Annotated in this window: 17 protein-coding genes and 1 tRNA gene; all 18 read right to left on the bottom strand. The window is 35.9% G+C overall.

The annotated features are described in order from the left end of the window. Nucleotides 1-3: 3 nt before the first annotated feature. On the bottom strand, nt 4-1,746 hold the full coding sequence (locus CGC49_RS10130; RefSeq protein ID WP_095912553.1) for a restriction endonuclease subunit S: 1,743 nt from the start codon (nt 1,744-1,746) through the stop codon (nt 4-6). Between the two features lie 108 nt (nt 1,747-1,854). After that, nucleotides 1,855-4,302 (bottom strand): type I restriction-modification system subunit M, encoded by a 2,448-nt coding sequence (locus CGC49_RS10125; protein WP_095912756.1) that lies wholly within the window; start codon nt 4,300-4,302, stop codon nt 1,855-1,857. A gap of 31 nt (nt 4,303-4,333) precedes the next feature. Next, on the bottom strand, nt 4,334-5,728 hold the full coding sequence (mnmE, locus tag CGC49_RS10120) for a tRNA uridine-5-carboxymethylaminomethyl(34) synthesis GTPase MnmE (protein ID WP_095912552.1): 1,395 nt from the start codon (nt 5,726-5,728) through the stop codon (nt 4,334-4,336). Between the two features lie 355 nt (nt 5,729-6,083). Continuing rightward, nucleotides 6,084-6,848, bottom strand: coding sequence for a DeoR/GlpR family DNA-binding transcription regulator (locus CGC49_RS10115; protein ID WP_042010454.1), 765 nt, complete (start codon nt 6,846-6,848; stop codon nt 6,084-6,086). Nucleotides 6,849-7,001: 153 nt separating this feature from the next. Further along, entirely contained in the window at nt 7,002-8,591 is a 1,590-nt protein-coding gene (locus CGC49_RS10110; RefSeq protein WP_095912551.1) for a peptide chain release factor 3, read from the bottom strand. Nucleotides 8,592-8,816: 225 nt separating this feature from the next. Further along, entirely contained in the window at nt 8,817-9,290 is a 474-nt protein-coding gene (locus CGC49_RS10105) for a biopolymer transporter ExbD (RefSeq protein WP_042006162.1), read from the bottom strand. A 15-nt stretch (nt 9,291-9,305) separates the two neighbouring features. Continuing rightward, nucleotides 9,306-9,920 carry a biopolymer transporter ExbD gene (locus CGC49_RS10100; protein ID WP_042345410.1) on the bottom strand — a complete coding sequence of 205 codons (615 nt, stop codon included), beginning with the start codon at nt 9,918-9,920 and terminating at the stop codon, nt 9,306-9,308. An 8-nt stretch (nt 9,921-9,928) separates the two neighbouring features. Continuing rightward, a complete protein-coding gene (locus CGC49_RS10095) occupies nt 9,929-10,321 on the bottom strand; it encodes a hypothetical protein (RefSeq protein ID WP_042345413.1) in 393 nt (130 codons plus the stop codon). Between the two features lie 31 nt (nt 10,322-10,352). Further along, complete coding sequence (locus CGC49_RS10090) at nt 10,353-11,081, bottom strand: MotA/TolQ/ExbB proton channel family protein (RefSeq protein ID WP_042345415.1); 729 nt, start codon at nt 11,079-11,081, stop codon at nt 10,353-10,355. Nucleotides 11,082-11,168: 87 nt separating this feature from the next. After that, nucleotides 11,169-11,256: transfer RNA gene (locus CGC49_RS10085), tRNA-Ser, on the bottom strand. Nucleotides 11,257-11,315: 59 nt separating this feature from the next. Continuing rightward, nucleotides 11,316-12,344, bottom strand: a complete 1,029-nt coding sequence (locus tag CGC49_RS10080; protein WP_042005953.1) for an asparaginase — start codon at nt 12,342-12,344, stop codon at nt 11,316-11,318. A gap of 3 nt (nt 12,345-12,347) precedes the next feature. Further along, nucleotides 12,348-13,484: a 1-acyl-sn-glycerol-3-phosphate acyltransferase gene (locus tag CGC49_RS10075; RefSeq protein WP_095912755.1), complete on the bottom strand. Its 1,137-nt coding sequence runs from the start codon at nt 13,482-13,484 to the stop codon at nt 12,348-12,350. A 56-nt stretch (nt 13,485-13,540) separates the two neighbouring features. After that, nucleotides 13,541-14,302, bottom strand: coding sequence for a TatD family hydrolase (locus CGC49_RS10070; protein ID WP_042347361.1), 762 nt, complete (start codon nt 14,300-14,302; stop codon nt 13,541-13,543). A 214-nt stretch (nt 14,303-14,516) separates the two neighbouring features. Next, nucleotides 14,517-15,689: a porin gene (locus CGC49_RS10065; protein WP_095894288.1), complete on the bottom strand. Its 1,173-nt coding sequence runs from the start codon at nt 15,687-15,689 to the stop codon at nt 14,517-14,519. 81 nt (nt 15,690-15,770) lie between these two features. Beyond that, a complete protein-coding gene (locus tag CGC49_RS10060) occupies nt 15,771-16,487 on the bottom strand; it encodes a peptidylprolyl isomerase (protein ID WP_095894287.1) in 717 nt (238 codons plus the stop codon). Then, nucleotides 16,477-17,241, bottom strand: a complete 765-nt coding sequence (locus tag CGC49_RS10055) for an alpha/beta fold hydrolase (protein WP_095894286.1) — start codon at nt 17,239-17,241, stop codon at nt 16,477-16,479. Before CGC49_RS10055 ends, CGC49_RS10060 begins: the two co-directional genes overlap by 11 nt. Nucleotides 17,242-17,383: 142 nt before the next feature. Then, nucleotides 17,384-18,190: an endonuclease I family protein gene (locus CGC49_RS10050; protein ID WP_095912550.1), complete on the bottom strand. Its 807-nt coding sequence runs from the start codon at nt 18,188-18,190 to the stop codon at nt 17,384-17,386. Between the two features lie 245 nt (nt 18,191-18,435). Next, nucleotides 18,436-19,593, bottom strand: a complete 1,158-nt coding sequence (locus CGC49_RS10045) for an FtsX-like permease family protein (RefSeq protein ID WP_095912754.1) — start codon at nt 19,591-19,593, stop codon at nt 18,436-18,438. Nucleotides 19,594-19,599 lie beyond the last annotated feature (6 nt).

The following is a 19,599-nucleotide window of genomic DNA, read 5'->3' as shown; positions in this document are numbered from 1 at the left end:
GGTTTAGTTGTATAAATTATCTAATCTTTTAATGGCTATTTCAATATTTTCATCACAAAATGCAGAACGATTGAGTTTATCACGCCATTCCTCGTTTTCTCTGATAAACTGTTTAATCGAATTCAAATTTATCTCTTTATTTTCTTCTTTTAAATCCTGTATTGCCATATCCACAGTTGCTAAAAGTTCTAAATTATTATTGGTTTCATATTTAAATTGCTTGATAAAATTTAGAGCACCTTCTCCGTACCATCTATTAAAATAACCTAAAGCTTGCTCAATATTCTCTGCTTCTAAAAATCCTTCATATTCTTTTCCTTTATAAGAGCGTTTTTTTATAGCAACATATTTGTTTTCGATTGCAATTTTTTCTGCTCCTCCATACCTCGTTTTAGGATTGTAAGGTCCAGCGGCTTTTTTCAGATACTCTGTAATTTGTTCATCTTTATATCTCTTTAAAAGATAGGAAACTTTAGTGTATCTAAACCTTGTTAATGGAAAATTTTCAGAGCCAAGACACGACGCCATTACCCCAATGAGTACTGCATCATTGAAGTGATTGTTATGTTTCTTCAAAGGCTTAATCTCTTTTTTAACTTGAGATATTACCAATCGTATTTTGCCCGTAAGTAACTCCCGCATCAAGCCTTGTTTGATTTGTTGGGCTTTGGCTAACTTTTGTTCCAATATTTCTATTTCCGCATCCATATCGGATAAAATGGAAGCGATTTTAGTTTGTTCTGCGATGGGAGGTAAAGGGATTTCAATATTCTGAAATTCTCTAATCCAATGCCGTTTATGGTCGCCAACTTGAAATTTCAAACTCATCATAGAGTAGGATAAATACTTTAAATTATTATCATTATTCTTTAAAATAAGCATTTTCATTGCAGATGATTTTGCTTTAAATGGAAAATTAACATATTTAGAAGCTGTTGTAAAATCATCAAATATGATTGTCGGCAGATTGTTAAAAATTCCTGCTGTTTCGTTCGTATAACCTAAAATAAATGTTTTTCCTGCTGTTAAAACAGGAATATTATTGCTAGGTTTGTAATCTGCTGATTTTACCAAAAAGGGAGTGGGTTGTATATAATCTAAACAATCCCCCAACCTTTTCACTTCCCAATTCTCTTTTGGGGTGAGTAGTTTTTGCATTATCCCTTGTTTGATAAGTTGCTTTTTAGCGATGAGGTTTTCCAAACTTTCTATCCAGCGGTCGGTGTCGCTCAGCACTTCGGCAATGGCTTGTTGCTCTGCAAAAGGAGGGAGGGGGATTTGGATTGATTTTACTTTTGATGGGCTAATTTCTAAAAAAGTACTACCACTTGCATTCTTTATAAAAATTGATTTTAAAGTTGATAATAAATAATATAAATATTCACAGTTAATATCTGTTTTCGGAATTAACGATTGAAAACCTTGGTTCGTAGCCGATGGAGATTTCAGAATTCCTAAATCTCCAATTCCTGCTCTAGTAGTTATCAAAATTGTATTTATCGGCAATATTCTTGCTGAACAACTACTTAGTCCTTCTTCTGTTATTTTTCTTGAACTGCTGTATAAATATTTAACTTTTCCTATATCAGTAGGTGTAAACCAATTTATATTTCCATTCCAGTATGCCAAATTTTTTGTACTTGGTGTACTTCCTCCAAATACCTCACCTACCTCCCCCAATGTTTTCACCTCCCAATCTTCGGGGATTAGTCCAATATCTGTATGTTTAAATTTCGTTTTTACCATTCTGTTTACTCCTATTAGTTGTTTGCTCCTCCGCCTTCGAGAGCCTCAGGCATCGGCGTGGTGCCTTTTCCTTCGAGAGCCTCAGGCGTCGGCTTGGTGGCTGAGGTTCTAGAAGCCACCATTAATCCCCATTTTCTGTAAATGTTGTTTTACTTTGGTTTCATAGTTTTGCAGGGCGGTTTCCATTTCTGGCAGGGTAACTGCATAACGCTCGGCAAGTGCTAGAATTCGCCCTGTGAGTGCTTGGCTCATTCGTTGCTTTTCCTCGTAAAGACAAGTCGCCAAATGTTTGAGCCATTTTTTGTTGATCACCAAATCTTTTACTTCGCTTTCTGTGAGTTGGGCATACTTTTCCAATACTGATTTTTCAATGACTTCCTTCTGGATCTTAATCAATTTGGTAAAACTCGAAATGGCTTCACTCAAACGGATATAATTTTCAATCACGGCGAGTTCTTCTTTTGGGGCTTTTTCGGCTTTGCGTTGTTTTAAAAGCATCTTTACGGAAGTGAGATTTACTTTATCCAATTCGCTGAAAATACCGCTTTCGCCTTCATTTTCCTGTTGTATTTCTTCTAATTCAGCTTTAGTATTTTCTATTTTCGTTTCAAAATCGGTAACAGCTTCCCATTCTTTGGCAAAATATTCTTGGATTAACAAATGAGGCGGTATCAGTTTGCCGATGATTCCGTCTAATCCGTCAATGGCTTTGTCTTTTGTGGGCTTGCCGGCTTTTGCTTTTTTACCTTTAACGATTTCTCTCTCCCATTGTGTGCCTGCTTGCCAACCCTCTATTGAGATGGTATAAAAATCATCTTGCATCACCTCTACCCAATACGACATTAGATGTTGGTACATATTATAGGGTTTTACCAAAGCATCGCCTTGAAAGGCTTGGAGTATAGCATCGCCCAATGTTACAATTTCTTTTTTAGGGTTTATGCCTTTGTCCAATTGTTCAAAGTAAAGCTTTTGTTGGTTTGCCCAATGGTCAAAAGTGGCTTGTAGTTGCTCTCTATAAACTACAAATTCAGGATGATTGAAAATCGTTTTTTTGATTTCTTCGTTTGCTATTTTTAGGTCGTAAAAACCTTTTCGTTGTTCTTGAAACAAACTGTTTTTTAAGTTGGGAAATATTTTCCAATAGCTTTGCAGTGATGCAAGGTCTTTCTTGGGGATTCCACCGAACAAATGTGCCTCAATATCTTGTGTATCCTCTTCTTCTTGTGTGTCTATATAACGAGGAATATTCAAATTGTATTGATTTTTGTCATTGGCAATTTCTTCTATTGGCACCATTCGGCTGTATTTCGGAATTTCAGTAAACTGGTGAAAAACATCGGTTATTTTCCGAATGTCTTTTTCTTGCAAGCGATTTTTGTTTCCGTCTTTTACAAAATCTTTACTTGCATCTATCATAAAAATACCTTTTCGTGTGTCGGCGTCCTCCTTGTCCAAGACCAAGATGCAAGCCGGAATACCTGTTCCGTAAAACAAGTTGGCAGGCAAACCGATAATTCCTTTGATGTACCCCTTTTGAATGATTTTTTTACGAATATCACCCTCGGCATTGCCTCGAAACAAAACCCCATGCGGTAGTACTACTGTGGCTTTTCCTGTGGTTTTCATCGATTTGATAATGTGTAACAAAAACGCATAATCACCATTTTTTTCAGGCGGAACACCTAACTCGAAACGCCCATACTCGTCGTTGTTTGCATTAACCCCATTGCTCCAATTTTTTAAGGAGAAAGGCGGATTTGCCACGATATAATCGTAGGTTTTGAGTCCGTCGCCGTGTTCATCTTTCCAATAAGGACGCGTGAGGGTATTGTCGGCAACGATTTCAGCCGAAGGATTGCCGTGCAGTATCATATTCATACGCGCCAGGTTGGCAGTTGTCGTTTCCTTTTCTTGTCCGTAGAGTGTGATACTTTTTTCGGCTTCTTCGCCCACCTTCAAAAGGAGCGACCCTGAGCCACAGGTAGGGTCGTAAGCTGTAGTTTGCACAGTTGAATTTTCGTTGTTGATACCAATCACTTTGGCAAGAATGCGGCTCACTTCGGCAGGGGTATAGAATTGACCTTTAGACTTTCCGGATTCCGTAGCAAAATGTCGCATCAAATATTCATAAGCATCCCCCAATAAGTCATCATCACTAGCATTGTTTTGTGAAAAATCCAAATCGGGAGAATTAAAAATAAGAATCAAATTGCTTAATGTATCCACCAAATCTTTACCTTTTCCTAATTTTGTATCATCATTAAAATCAGGAAAATCGTTTAGTTTATTGGCTTCCTTAATAGGGTTGAGAATTTTTTTATTGATATCATCACCAATATTTGATGTTCCAACCAATGTTACCATATCATCAAACGACGCTCCTTCCGGTATTTTTATGGCAGAAAACTTTTTGCCTTTGTATTTGTCCGATATATATTTTACAAATAAGAGTGTAAGTACATAATCTTTGTACTGTGAGGCATCCATTCCACCTCTTAATTCATCACAGCTTTTCCATAGAGAGCTGTACAACTCTGATTTTTTGATCGCCATTTTTTCTATAAAATGAATTCTTATTTTATCCTTATTTTCCAATACAGAAATTCGCAAATATATTCCCCAGTACTTCGTCATTGGTAACTTCGCCAGAGATGGTACCAAGGTGGTAGAGAGCCTCACGAATGTCGATAGCAAGGAGGTCGCCCGAAAGATTCATTTCCAAACCTTCTTGAACTTTTATAATCTCGGCAAGGGCATTAGAAAGTGCTTCGTAATGACGTGAATTACTAATGATTACATTATTTGCAGAGGACGTAAAACTTTCAGCATACGTTGCAAGTTCTGACTTCAATATGTCAATATTTATATTCTCCTTAGCGGAAATTCCCAAAATAGTGTCCGTGTATTTAGGGACAAGTTCCAACTTCAATTTTCGGTCGAAATCACCAAATTCACCACCAGATATATCTACTTTGTTATGCAAAAGAATTATCTTTAAGTCGTATCGATATACTTCTTTCACAAAATCAATAACTTCCTCAGGTTGATTATCCAATTCATCATAGAGATATAATAAAACATTGGCTTGTGTAATCTTTTCTTTCGCTTTTTTAACACCAATCTCTTCTATTTTATCAGAAGTTTCACGAATTCCTGCTGTATCGATGAATCGGAAAGCCGTTCCGCCGATGTGTAACACTTCCTCGATGGTATCACGTGTTGTTCCCGCAATGTCCGAAACGATAGCTCGTTCTTCATTTAAAAGAACATTCAAAAGCGTTGATTTACCTGCATTGGGTTTTCCTACAATCGCTACTGGAACTCCATTTTTGATAACATTTCCTGTTGCAAATGAGTCCATCAATCGTTTAATTGTAGTCTGAATCCTTGAAAGTAGTGAACAAAATTGGTTTCTGTCAGCAAATTCTACATCTTCTTCCGAAAAATCAAGTTCTAATTCAATCAAAGAAGCAAAATTCAGCAATTCAGTACGTAGTTCCTCAATTTCAGAAGTAAAACCGCCTCGCATTTGTTTCATAGCGATAGTGTGAGCAGCTTCGCTGTCGGAGGCAATAAGGTCAGCAACAGCTTCAGCTTGTGACAAATCCATTTTTCCATTTAGAAATGCCCTCAAAGTAAATTCCCCCGCCTTTGCTAATCTACATCCTTTAGAAAGACAAACTCTTATCACTTGCTGAATGATATAACTACTTCCGTGACAAGAAAATTCTACAGTAGGTTCACCCGTATATGACTTATTTCCTTTAAAAATCGTTGCAAGACATTCATCTATTATCGTCTTATTATCAAAAAAATATCCCAAATGTACGGTATGCGAATCAGAATTAGCTAAACTTCTTCCGTGATGTGCTTTAAATACGCTATCAGCAATTGAAATAGCATCTTTTCCTGATATTCTGATGATAGCAATAGCTCCACTCCCCGAAGCTGTTGCTAATGCTATGATAGTTTCATTCATTTCTTTTTAGTTTGTTTTTACAGATTACGAGTTTTTAGAAGTTTTATAACGTTTTCTGGTACCTGATTTTGAAATTTCATTATTGCTAAATGAAAGAAAATCTACTTTAAGTACTTGGTTTACAATTTTTATGCGAACGGGCATTACTTCGAGTGAAATAACGCCCGTGTTGCACAGTTTAATTATTACGCCTGGTTAATAATATACGTACCATTCCATAACGTAATTTTCCACGTAGGGAAACAAAGTTTATTATTCTTTACTTTTGATGTTACACAACATTTCTGTCCTTTCGTTTTTCATAAAATTCCATATATGAATCTGAAAAAGAAACAATTACCAAATTTCCGACTTATCAAGCAATCACAACTTCTACACCTCGTTTTTCTAGCTCTTCAACAAATTCAGGGTCTATTTTATTGTCGGTGATTAAAATATCTATTTTTTCAAGATAACAAATAAAACCAAAACCTCGTTTGTGCATCTTAGAAGAATCTGCTAACACAATCAACTTGTCCGCATGATCTACCATTTTACGGTTCAGATGAGCCTCTCCTGCATTGGTAGTACTAATTCCAAAATCCAAATCAAGTCCTTCTACACTCAAAAACAAGGTTGTACACAAAAAGTTGCTAAGAGTCTCTTCTGCGAAAGCCCCCACAGTAGAAGTCGAATTCTTACGAACTTCTCCTCCTAAATGTATCGTATTAATATTCTGATGTTTACAAACATCTAAAGCCACACGTAATGAAGGTGTTAAAACAGTTAAATTCTTATAATCAGGTAACTTTTGGGCTAACAAATGTATAGTTGTTCCTGACGAAAGAATAATGAAATCCCCTTCCTTGATATATTCTAAAGCCTTGGTCGTAATTCTTATTTTTTCATCGACATGTAAAGTCTCCTTTTCAGATATGGTTTGATCAAAAACGTATCGCATTTGCTTACTCGCTCCCCCGTGTGTACGATGCAAATACCCCTCCTGCTCTAAAAGAGTCAAATCCTTACGGATAGTTACCACTGAAACATTAAGCCTTTCGCTTAGGTCATTAACACTGATATGTCTTGCAGCATCTAAATACTCTACAATCTTAATTTGACGTTCATTAAGTACTTTCATAATTATATATTTTTCTCCGCCTAACCTCTCATACTCATTCGAAAAAAGGAAATTCGGTAGTTAATGTGATTTTATTTTGTTTTTTCTTCCTAAAACACTTTTTTATGAGATTCAATCATCTTAGTCAAGTGTGAATCAAATCGAAAATGAATTTTAAAACTCCGAAGTAAAATGTAGCTTCACGCTCGGATATTTTTGTTTCACCATCTCAATGGAGAAAGCCGAATCGGCAAGGAAAACTCTATTCCCCTGTTTGTCACGCGCCATATATTTTTGTTTGACACGCAAGAAATCCTGAAACTCGGTATCTTTCGGATTTTCAGGTTCTTCGACCCAACAAGCCTTATGTATCGGGAAGCTCTCATAACTACATTTTGCTCCGTATTCGTGCTCCAATCGATACTGGATAACCTCGTATTGTAATGCTCCCACCGTTCCGATAACTTTTCGTCCATTAAAATCAAGTCTAAAAAGCTGTGCCACACCCTCATCCATCAGCTGGTCGATACCTTTTTCCAATTGCTTGGATTTTAGAGGATCCGCATTATTAATATAGCGGAAATGTTCAGGAGAAAAACTCGGAATTCCTTTGAATTGCAAGGTTTCGCCTTCTGTAAGTGTATCTCCAATTTTAAAATTTCCAGTATCGTGTAGTCCAACAATATCACCCGCATACGAGATATCAATCACTTCTTTTTTCTCCGCAAAAAAAGCATTCGGACTTGAAAACTTCAATTTTTTACCATGACGAACATGTAAATAGGGTTTGTTTCTCTCAAAAGTTCCCGAAACAATTTTCACAAACGCCAAACGATTACGATGATTCGGATCCATATTAGCGTGAATTTTAAATACAAATCCGCTAAACGTATTTTCATCAGGATTTACAATGCGCTCATCACTAGCCTTGGTACGAGGAGATGGTGCTATTTCTACAAAACAATCCAACAACTCTCTCACCCCAAAATTGTTCAATGCCGAACCAAAAAACACAGGCTGTTGCGTCCCATTAAGGTAAGCTTCACGATCAAATGGTGGATATACCTCATATACCAATTCCAACTCGCTACGCAAGTTTTCAGCCGATTTCTCACCAATGATTTTATCCAAATCAGGGTCGTTTACATTATCAAAAGCAATGGTTTCCTCGATATTTCTTCGACTATCACCTGAAAATAAATTGATGTTTTTTTCCCAAATATTGTAAATTCCTTTAAAATCATACCCCATTCCAATTGGGAAACTGAGTGGAGTTACCGAAAGTCCAAGTTTTTGTTCAACCTCGTCTAAAAGGTCAAAAGCATCCTTACCTTCCCTATCCAATTTATTAATAAACACAATCATCGGGATGTTTCTCATGCGACAAACTTCAACTAGCTTTTCGGTTTGTTCCTCAACCCCTTTGGCAACATCAATCACTACGATAACGCTGTCTACTGCGGTTAGAGTTCGGAAAGTATCTTCAGCAAAATCCTTGTGCCCTGGAGTATCTAATATATTGATTTTGTAATTCTTATAGTTAAAAGCTAAAACCGAAGTAGCCACAGAAATTCCTCGTTGTCGTTCAATTTCCATAAAGTCGGAGGTAGCTCCTTTTTTTATTTTATTACTCTTAACGGCTCCCGCCTCTTGAATAGCACCTCCAAAAAGTAGTAATTTTTCGGTAAGAGTGGTTTTCCCAGCATCGGGATGGGCGATAACACCAAAGGTTCTGCGCTTTTGTATTTCTTGAAGTATAGACATAACTCCCTCTAATTTACCTAATATTTTATAATGCAAAAGTAACGTATTTGATTTAGTTATACAAATGTTTTTTTTGATATAATTACCTCAGAATATATGTCTTCCTATGATAAGTTATAACAATAAAACAATCATTTTTCTTAGTTTTAAAAATATTAAAAAACAAAGAGGCTGCCCTTTTTGGACAGCCCCTTTTATTTTATTAGTCAGATAAATTTGTTTTACCTATTTCAATACAGAACCTTCTTTAGTAATATAATTAATCTTCAAAGCGTTAATGTCCTGAAGCTTTTCTCTTATATCACTCACAACACCCATGTTGGTTTCCTCATCTACCTTAAGAGCTGTAATAAACATTTCTCTTAATTCTTCACGAATCCCATCCTTGTACTGTAAGATAAAAGGAGCTATTTCCGAAACATCTGCAAATTTATCATTTATTTGGATCTTTGCATTTACACCAAATTTTTCCTGATACTTAGGAAGAGGTTTTCCTGCATAGATGTACACCACCGGATCTTTCTTATCAAGTTTTTGAACTTGATCAGCCATAGGCACCTTATTCTGAACCATCAAATCACTGTTTTTCATCTCTGTTACTGTCATAAAGAAGAACAATAGCATGAACACGATGTCTGGCAAAGATGCAGTCGAAACTGGTGGTAATTCTCCACTTTTTTTCTTTGTAAATTTAGACATTTTAATTCTGTTTTTTTAGTTTTTCTTAGGAGCCGATTCAATTAACTTTCTTGGAAACAACTCTTGAAGCTTTTTAATTTTAACTTCCAAATCGTCTTTACGTTTTTTAGGAGTTCTTGCAGCGTTGTACTCTGCATCCATCTCAGTATACGAAACCTCATTTGGAAACAAACGCTGACGCTCACGTTCACGCAAATCATTATAAGCTGCTATGAGTTCGTTTTGAACTGAAATATACGTTTTATAAGACGTTTCACGGTCGTTTCGCAATGAGATAATAGCTTTTTCGGGATTGTCAGACGACGCTTGGTTTTTAGCTCCTCGACAATGAGTGCAAGAACCATCACCCCCATTATCTAAGAAATCAACAGCCGCTTTTCTGACATCCTTCAATTCCATTACCTGATTGTTCACCAACAGCTGGTTGTTTTTGTTCACAACCACCACTAGAACGTTTTTCTCTTTTACAGCAGGTGGCTCAGGAGCATCTACCGGCTGTTTTGGAGGTAGTTTTGTGGTAATACCCGCATTGGTTTCAATCGTTGTCGTTACTAAGAAAAATATCAACAACAAGAACGCAATGTCGGCCATCGACCCAGCATTTACCTCTGGTATTCCTCTTTTTGCCATACTTCATTTTATTTTGTTAAAGCTCCTTTTACTCCTGAAATAATAAGCAAACCAACTGCCACTATCGTAAGAATATAGAACGAAATTAAACCTGCACTAACCCAAGTTTCGGTGGTTGTTTTTTCCGTAACAAACAAGAAAGGAAGAAACATAATTACAACAAAAACTCCTGTGTAGATAAGTGTCTTTTTCAAAGCCTTTGGATTGGATAAGATATTCTTTGCTCCTGAAAAAACAGCTGCCACAAGAGCAAGTCCTAAAAGGATATAAGAAATTATAAACATCCACTCCATAGGTGCATTATCAACATTTTGTGTATCAGCTGTGGTTATAAGCATTATCCAAAGAATAGCTCCTAAAACTCCCAACACCAAAACACCTATTTTTGATATTTTATACATAATTTAAAATTCTTTTAATTAGAAAATCATTTTATCTTTTTTGTCTTGCTACTAACATATCTATCAATGAAATAGATGCATCTTCCATATCATTAATTAGAGCATCAATTTTTGAAATGATGTAGTTATAGAACACTTGAAGGATAATCGCAACGATAAGTCCGAATACTGTAGTCAATAACGCTACTTTAATGTCACCTGCAATCAAAGATGCATCCAAACCTCCTGCTGCACTAATTTTGTCGAATGCTTGAATCATCCCGATTACCGTTCCCATAAACCCTAACATCGGTGCAATAGCGATAAACAAAGAAACCCAAGATACGTTTTTCTCTAACTGACCCATTTGAACTCCTCCGTAGGCAACTACTGATTTCTCAACCATTTCGATTCCCTCGTTTGAACGCTCTAATCCTTGATAGAAAATAGAAGCAACAGGCCCTTTTGTGTTACGACAAACCTCTTTTGCAGCCTCAACTCCACCTTTGTCAAGTGCATTTTCTACTTCTGCTACTAATTTCTTAGTGTTTGTAGTTGCCATATTCAAGTAAATGATTCTCTCGATAGCAACCGCCAAACCTAAAATCAAACAGAGCAAAACAACTCCCATGAACTCAGGACCTCCTTCAATGAAACGCTCTTTCAACACTTGATGAAACCCTTTTGAAGCACCTGCATTTTCTACTTCTTGTGCGCTAACAGTAGCGACATTTAAAATTAACATAGCTACGAAAAATAGCTTCGATGACATTTTTTTCATTGTTTAATCTTTTTTAATTTGTTAGTTAATAATTTTAATGATTTTAGTACTCAATTTTTTTGTTTCTACACTATAATTATTGTAAAGCAGAGAGGAAGGGATTCGAACCCTCGATACGCTTTTGGCGTATACACACTTTCCAGGCGTGCTCCTTCGACCACTCGGACACCTCTCTTTCAGAATGCCAAATAACGAATTTTTTTTCTACTTAGAAAGAAAAATGTAAACTTTTTATTAAATTTCACCACAAATATTTTCTTCAAATCTGATTTTCAAAGAGTTATCAGAAACTATTTTTTTTAGCAAAATCATCATTTTTGTTACAGCAGCCTCCGTTGTGATATCTTTTCCATTGATTATCCCCATCCTTCTGAGGTGTTCACTTGCCTCATATTTTCCTAAAATGACGCTTCCTCCAGAACATTGTGTTACGTTGACTATATGTATTCCTTTCTGAATAGCTTTCTCTATACTATTTAAAAACCATTTCTCAGTAGGTGCATTCCCTGAACCATAGGTTTCTAAAATAACTGCTTTTAAATCAGGAATATCAAAAAATCCGTTTAATATCTTCTCTGTAATACCTGGGAACAACTTTACAACAGCTACATTTTGGTCAAACTCTTTCCACACTTTCAAAGACTGGCGACCTTCGCTTCTTAACAAATGTTGCTTGTTCACTTTCAAATGCACTCCACTTTCTGCCAAAGTTGGATAATTCATTGAAACAAAAGCTTGAAAATTTTCAGCATTTATTTTAGTTGTTCGATTTCCTCGATAGAGCTTATATTCAAAATACAATCCCACCTCTTGAATCACTGACTTTCCGTTTTCCTTTAGGGCAGCTAATTGGATGGATGTTATCAAATTTTCCTTCGCATCGGTACGTAAATCACCTATGGGAAGTTGAGACCCTGTAAAAATAACAGGCTTCGCTAAATTCTCTAACATAAAACTAAGTGCTGACGCTGAATAACTCATCGTATCGCTCCCATGTAAAACAACGAAACCATCATAAACATCATAGTTATTTTCAATAGTTTCTGCAATATTGATCCAATGTCTCGGATTCATATCCGATGAATCTATTGCTTTTTCAAAGGACACGGAGTCTATCACACAATCTAAATGTGACAACTCTGGAATACGATGATAAATATTCTCAAACTCAAAGGCTCTAAGCACTCCTGTCTCATAATCCTTTATCATTCCGATAGTACCTCCCGTATAAATGAGTAATATTTTTGAATTTTGTGTGTTCATAAATCAAACATGTTGGCTCATTTTATTTTTAACGGGATTGGCGTACATCTCCAAAAATTTTTCTTGAGAAAGAACATCATCAGATTTGCTACGATTGTGTATTCTTCGTTCAAATTGACGCAGCTCCTTTTCGGTATAAAAATCCTTGTAAGTATCTGTACTATTCAATAAATCATAAGCAATATAATTAGCAGGAAACAGTTTGTACTGCAAATGAATGGATCTATCCAAAGTTTCTGCCATTGCCTGTAACTGCTTATTAACATGAGCATGTTCTTTTTCTATTTTGTCAAGTTCTCCGTTGAGTGGCTTTCCTACCGAAATATGCACACGTCCTTTCTGTCCTATCAATCCCTGTAATATGTTCTCAAAATCTTCTTTTTTTGATTTAACATATTCAACACCATAATGTTGCGCCATTAGAGCGGGGATTTTCATCATATCCGTAGGATCAAATTCATATGAAATGGACATCGGGACTATGTTGAGTGTCTTTAAATACTGCAATGGTGACACTCCCTCTGGTGCAGCTAAAGAAAGCATTTTCAACACACCTTGCTGAGTGCGATCATCCCCATTTTTAGTACGTCCTTCACGTTGAGCTATCCAAACGGATCGGTTATCTTTAGTTATACAATAATGTATATATTCCGAGACAATTTTAGAATGCTCTAACGATTCTCTCGGAGGTAAATTCCTGTAAATTATAAAATTACGATTCAGCATAGAGAGGATTTTCAAAAATTTCTTTTGAATTAAATTATTCCCTATAGCCGAAGCCGTCATTTTTAAATTATGGTCATGTAACGTAACGTTAAGCAACGAAGTGTCCAAAATAATATCCCTATGATTTGAAATAAAAAGGTACGACTTTTCCTTTGTAAGTTTATCAAATCCTTCATAGGTGAACTGAGCAATACTTTTCTCCATTGCTTTCTTGACAACTCCATACATGATTTTATTCTGAAAATCAAAAATCGACTCACACGACAAAAGTTTTCCTACTCTTTCTTCAACAGAAAGATCTGGAAAACCGTAGGCTAACATAGCCTGTACTTTGGAGTGGTCTTTGACTTTTTGCAAAACCTCCGAAACCTCCTTGTCGTAGTAGGGTCGTATTGATTTAAAATAATCCACTATCGTATTTTGTTGCATATCGAAAAGCAAAGTAACGAAAAAAAAATCATAAAACAATGCTAAAAACCAAAAACTTTTATAGAATTTTTTGTGGTGATATCAGCTACTTCGTTCTCAGACACCCCGTAAATACTCGAAATTTTTTTCAAAACTTCTGTAATATAAGCACTTTCGTTTCGTTTCCCTCGATAGGGAACAGGTGCTAAATAAGGAGAATCCGTTTCTAAAACGATATGCTCCAAATCTATATTTTTGAGAAAAGTATCTATTTTTCCGTTTTTAAAAGTTACTACGCCTCCTATTCCGAGTTTTAGATTGTAGCTTATGGCTTGTTTTGCCTGTTGCTCATTACCCGAAAAACAGTGAAATATTCCGAACAAACGGTCGTCTTTTTCTGAATCCAAAATTTCGAAAATTTCGTCAAATGCCTCACGACAATGAATAACAATCGGCAATTTATGCTTTTTAGCCAAGCCTATTTGCCTACGAAAGGCTTCTTGCTGTTCCTTAAAAAAAGTCTTGTCCCAATAGAGGTCGATACCCGTTTCACCTATGGCACAGAAAGAGTGTTCTGTCATCAGTTTCTCAACATGATCCAGCTCTTCCAAGTAGTTTTCTTTCACATCACAAGGATGTAAGCCATTCATTAAGAATACATTATCAGGGTACGCTCGTTTCAAAGCAAACATACTCTCGGTGTGTGAAGAATCAATAGCTGGGATAAAAAATCGCGTCACACCCAATGCCATGGCTCGTTGCATCATTTGATCTCTATCCTCATCAAAGACTTTGCTATAAAGGTGTGTGTGAGTATCAGTTATGATAGGAAGTGGTTGTTTCATCAGATAGTAATAAGGTTATTTTATCACTTGTGTTTTAGTTTCACTCAGATTCAAAATTTAGCACTTAACAAGCGAAAGTATTCGAAATTTTAGGAACAAAACGAGTATAAGCCCGTAAACTTATACTCGTATCATTTTGTATCCATTGAAATATTTTTGGGATAATTTTGTGTTGTATATCTGATTTTTTTGGTTATATACCAATCTCTATTTGGAAACGAGCATACCAATCATCTTTTTTAGGTGATTGAATATAATCATTTTTACTGATTTCAAATTGCATTTTGAAAGCATGTTCCCAAATATACTTTGTAATCCCTAAAGAAAACTGATTTTGTTTAGGAACGAAAGCATACAGATCACTGTGAGAATTATTACGAGAAAAACGCCCTATAATTTCCCATTTCTGAGGAAATACGTAACTCAATTGGGTGTCATACCCATTACCTACTTGCACAAAATTGGCCTTTGCAGCATCAACTATAGGATTGTCAGCCGTACGGCTCATATAGGCCGAGGTGAACGACCAACCGTTATATTTACACACAAAATCTAAGAAAAAAGACTGTAAATCACGTTGTTGTAACAACTTGGTACCGTGCTGCCCTCGACTAAGTGTCGCCTTCTCATTATAGTGATAGGTACCTCCAAAATATAGCTTAGGCTTTTCTTCTCGCTGCAAATCACCCTCAAAAAACTCTCCTCCTTTTTTAAATTTCCCCAAAGGATAAAATTCGATACGTCCTGTGTAAGCCAATCCTTTGGTTTTTGTTGTGGAATTACGACCTTCTCCAGTTGTTAACGCTGCTTTAATATTATACCCAAAGGCGTTTTCTTTCTGCTTTGAATATACTGCCTGTAGTCCGAAATCACGATCGATATTGTACGCCTGATTATTAATAGAACGGTCTGTTAAATTCAACGCTCCTGACGAGTTAATGCGCTGTCTATTTCCCGGAAGCTTGGTTTGCCCAAAACCGAACGACCACTGATCATTGGGTTTATAAAACACAATCGCATCACGGATAATATTTAAATTTTCACCATCTCGGGTTGTTCCAATATCTTCGGGAGCAAATGCCAATTGAATAGCATACGTAAATTTAGGATCTCCAACATAACCATCAAAACGCAAACGTAAACGACGCACTTTCGCTGAATAGGTATCCTCCGTAACCTCTAATCTGTTTTTCATACGAAAACGGATATTCAATTGAAAAATGCTATCGGGTGCCGTAATTCCTAATCCTTTTCCAAAATTATAGTAAGGTAAAAAATCTGTATAGATGTTTTTTTCGTCTTTATGCTTTTGTGCAAAGACTCCTGTTCCGACCAATAGTGCTAAAAAAAGGATTATTTTTTTCATTATCATGTTTTTTTTAAAAAAAGTTGTGCAAAGGTACAAAATCAACCAAACTATGTGTTAAGATATTGTTATGAAATTTAATCACTTCAAAATTTCGACTTTCATTTTAACATCTCGTTTTGGCCATTCGCTCTGATCATCGGTTTCGACTTGACTTATTTTATCGACTACGTCCATCCCCTGAATGACTTTACCAAAAGCTGTGTACCCACCATCCAAATGGTAAGCACCTGGATCTTGAACCACAATAAAAAATTCATAAGGCGACGCGAATTTGTGCGGATTTTCAATGTCACTGCTTGGCATCGAAACCACTCCTCTGTGATGTTTAAAACCTTTTTTAGTGTCGGGAGGCAATAAATACTGTCCTATCCGATGTCGTTTTTTATGGATAGCCCAACTATCCGAATTCCCTCCTTGAATCACAAAATTTTTTACCACGCGATGGAAAACTGAACCATCGAAATATTTTTCCTTGGTCAACAAAATGAAATTTGCTCGGTGATATGGTGTTTCTACAAACAACTCAATATCAATATTCCCGTAGTCAGTAATAATACGAACGTAACGCTCTTTGTGTTTCTTTTCATATTCGAACAAAAAAGGAATTGCACTTTGGGTGGTCAACGGTTCAAATATTTCTTGTTCCTTTTCTGATTTGTCCTCTTTAACTAAGTTCTCTTCCGTGACCTCTTTATTATTTTCAACACTCTCCAACGAATTATTTGCCTTTTGAGATCTGTCGTTACACCCCAAAAGAATAAAAATGCAGAGCATACTCAGAAAACTATATCTCATAGCCTATTCTTTTGATAATATCCACAGTTTCAGTTTCATTCTCAATGTACGACATATGTCCCCCAATCAAACGATTATATGACGCTTTTGTTTTTTGAGCCAGTTCTACTAAATTCTCTGCGGGAATCAGTTCGTCATTTTCACCAATTATGATATGTTTAGGCACCTGTAATCCTTCAAAAATATGTGTTCGGTCGGGTCTATCTTTCATTCCCAAAGAAGCTGCTTTGATTCCCTCGTTAGGAATTTCCATCGCAATTTTGATAACCTTGTCCACTTTTTGCTTCATCTTGATACGATTTTCTGAACTAAACAAGTTATTTACCGCCGTACGTATGAAAAACGATTTATCTTTATCAATAACTTCCAAGACTCGAAGTCGGTTTGCTTTTTTTTCTTCCGAATCAGCGACCGTTGTTGAGTTCATCAAAATTAATCCATTAACTTTCTCAGGATATTTTTCTGCAAAAGCGAGTGATACATATCCTCCCATGGAATGCCCTACAAACAAACAAGTATCTATTTTTTCGATTTCTAGAATACGATTTACAGCTTCTGCCATCATTTCCATAGTATGAATTTCCGCTTCGACAGGAGTTTTCCCATGTCCTAACAAATCAGTGGTAATGACACAAAAATCCGACTGTAGGATTTCTGCAAAATGTTCCCAAATTTCACTACTTTCTAAAAATCCGTGGAGTAACATCAATGGTTTTCCTGAGCCTTTTTTGGTGTAAAACGGAATATTTTTCATGTTTATTTTTATACTAGAATTTACAAAATTGTTTTTTCAGAATCATCTGTATTTTCATCAATGAAAGATTTAACAAGGGGTAACTCTGAACAGAGCCGAAATTTTATGGCAAGAGCTGTATGCAAAAAAGTAAACCCTTGAATTATTTCCATCTATTTTCAGCCTTGTATTTTCCCCATAATAGGGTAGCTAAAAAAGGATTGTCTATGAAAGGATTACGATTTCCTTGAGCTTGTTCAATAACGTTATTGCGATTCTTTTCAATGGTTGAAACGGGGTCTTCAGCATTCCATTTCAGTAGTAAATCAACCCCTCCAGTTGAAATATCCTTGCCAAGACTTTCGTTATATCGCAAATTAAGATACAGAATCATTCGAGCTACATCACCTTTCCATTCATCTCCTGGATACCAACTGCCATTGATTAATCTTGCTGAGCCACTACCTTCCGTAAATGGATAATTGCCCCGAAGTGTGTTCACTCGCGAGTCGCACACCCGTAAGTGATGTAAATCGGCGATGGCCACCAATCCTAATTTTGAACGTGGATAAACGTGTTCAGTATTGAACGTCTGAGGTTTGTATCCTTTATTCCCTTCATATTCTTTCCAAAAACGAATTTCTCCTGTGTAAAGCAACACCACTTTTTGAGGGTCATTTTCCGACTTATCGGCTTGGTATAAATATTTATGTCTGTCGTAATATTGTAAAATATTTTCGTGCTTTTGAATGGTCAAAGTAGCCAAATCGTTGTATAAATCTGAGCTTTTTTTTGAAAAATCAATATTCTTATAGTACGCCTGTAATTCCTTAGGAATATTGAATTTAACATTTTGAAAATTTGGGTCTTCTTCAGGAATCTCTGTATTTTCCTCTTTTTCAGGTAAAGGTACATTTTGTGTACTACAAGCTACGAAAAATGATACAAGTAAAAATAATATATATTTCATAATTTTGTTTTTATTTATTGTTTTTCAATCACTTACACGGGCATCAAAAAAATTTCTGCTTGTTGCTTAAAAACAGAACATATAAATCTCAGCCGTGAAATATGGGTCTTTTGCCCAAATGCTTCACTAAATATCCATCAAATTTCAATTTGAAAAAAATTGCATAATATCCATATTGTGAGCTATATGAATTATTTAGTTTATTATACTCAGAACTTTAACCTTCTGCAAATATACAAAACTTTTTACGAAAACTTCATCGATTTGGTTGGTGATATTTTTGTAACGACATAAGTAGGCACTAAAAGCATCAATAAACACAGTATCAACACCCCAATATTAAGGAAAATAACAGAGAAAACATCAATGTGAATAGGCACTTCAGTAACGTAATAAGTAGCTGGATCTAATTTGATAATACTGTATTTTTGTTGTAAAAACAGTAATAAAAACCCGAGAATATTTCCCCAAAACAATCCTTGTGTGATGATGTAGGCTGCATTATACAAAAATATACTGCGTATACTACGGTCGGAAGTGCCTAAACTTTTTAATATGCCAATCATGGGAGTTTTCTCCAAAATAAGCACTAAAATGGCAGTAATCATATTAAAACCTCCCACGACTATCATAATTCCTATGATGAGATAAATATTAAAATCAAACATCCCCAACCATTCAAAAATAAATGGATATTTCTGCATAATAGTCTGCGAATCAAGTGTCGCCATAGTTTTATCATACACCTGATCACCGACTGACTCTATCTTATCAAAGTCATCAACAAAAACTTCAAACATCCCAACTTCGTCCTTTTTCCACTGATTGATACGCTGAATTTGACGAATATCAACAAAAACGTAAGAGGCATCAAACTCGTGAAAACCACTGTTATAGATACCTACAATTTTAAAATTTCGTTGATTTGGCACTTGTGCGGTTTCATCTTTCAAAAAAATGGTATGACAATGGTCTCCCAAGCGGAGTTGCAACCGATTGGCTAAATATTCCGAAATAAGAACCTCATTACTGATTTCATCGGTGGTAAAATCGGGAATACGCCCCTCTTTAAGGAACTCATACATAACCTCCCAACGATAATCCTCCCCTACTCCTTTTGCTAAAATAGCTTCATAAGTGGTTTCCGTTCGGATAATTCCTCCTTTTGTTGCTACTGCTTGTAAATGCACAATTGAGGGTATTTCGGTAAATTGAGGATAAAAGTCTTGATGGATTGAAATTGGTTTTATTGATACTTCTGAAGCATTATTGTCATAATTATAAATTTGGATATGCCCTTGAAAAGTAACAATTTTTTCACGTATTTTTCGTTGCAACCCACCTCCTGTGGCAATAGCAATCAACATCATAACCATTCCTAAGGCAATTGCCGTAATCGCCATTTTGAT

The sequence above is a fragment of the Capnocytophaga sp. H4358 genome (assembly GCF_002302515.1).
Lineage (GTDB): Bacteria > Bacteroidota > Bacteroidia > Flavobacteriales > Flavobacteriaceae > Capnocytophaga > Capnocytophaga canis.
This window is presented reverse-complemented; position numbering and strand designations above follow the sequence as displayed.

Coding starts and splice junctions, on each gene's coding strand:
- CGC49_RS10130 (WP_095912553.1), bottom strand. CDS start 1,746: ATGGTAAAAACGAAATTTAAACATACAGATATTGGACTAATCCCCGAA.
- CGC49_RS10100 (WP_042345410.1), bottom strand. CDS start 9,920: ATGGCAAAAAGAGGAATACCAGAGGTAAATGCTGGGTCGATGGCCGAC.
- CGC49_RS10090 (WP_042345415.1), bottom strand. CDS start 11,081: ATGAAAAAAATGTCATCGAAGCTATTTTTCGTAGCTATGTTAATTTTA.
- CGC49_RS10125 (WP_095912756.1), bottom strand. CDS start 4,302: ATGGCGATCAAAAAATCAGAGTTGTACAGCTCTCTATGGAAAAGCTGT.
- CGC49_RS10080 (WP_042005953.1), bottom strand. CDS start 12,344: ATGAACACACAAAATTCAAAAATATTACTCATTTATACGGGAGGTACT.
- mnmE (WP_095912552.1), bottom strand. CDS start 5,728: ATGAATGAAACTATCATAGCATTAGCAACAGCTTCGGGGAGTGGAGCT.
- CGC49_RS10105 (WP_042006162.1), bottom strand. CDS start 9,290: ATGTCTAAATTTACAAAGAAAAAAAGTGGAGAATTACCACCAGTTTCG.
- CGC49_RS10115 (WP_042010454.1), bottom strand. CDS start 6,848: ATGAAAGTACTTAATGAACGTCAAATTAAGATTGTAGAGTATTTAGAT.
- CGC49_RS10050 (WP_095912550.1), bottom strand. CDS start 18,190: ATGAAATATATATTATTTTTACTTGTATCATTTTTCGTAGCTTGTAGT.
- CGC49_RS10110 (WP_095912551.1), bottom strand. CDS start 8,591: ATGTCTATACTTCAAGAAATACAAAAGCGCAGAACCTTTGGTGTTATC.
- CGC49_RS10060 (WP_095894287.1), bottom strand. CDS start 16,487: ATGAGATATAGTTTTCTGAGTATGCTCTGCATTTTTATTCTTTTGGGG.
- CGC49_RS10065 (WP_095894288.1), bottom strand. CDS start 15,689: ATGAAAAAAATAATCCTTTTTTTAGCACTATTGGTCGGAACAGGAGTC.
- CGC49_RS10055 (WP_095894286.1), bottom strand. CDS start 17,241: ATGAAAAATATTCCGTTTTACACCAAAAAAGGCTCAGGAAAACCATTG.
- CGC49_RS10045 (WP_095912754.1), bottom strand. CDS start 19,593: ATGGCGATTACGGCAATTGCCTTAGGAATGGTTATGATGTTGATTGCT.
- CGC49_RS10095 (WP_042345413.1), bottom strand. CDS start 10,321: ATGTATAAAATATCAAAAATAGGTGTTTTGGTGTTGGGAGTTTTAGGA.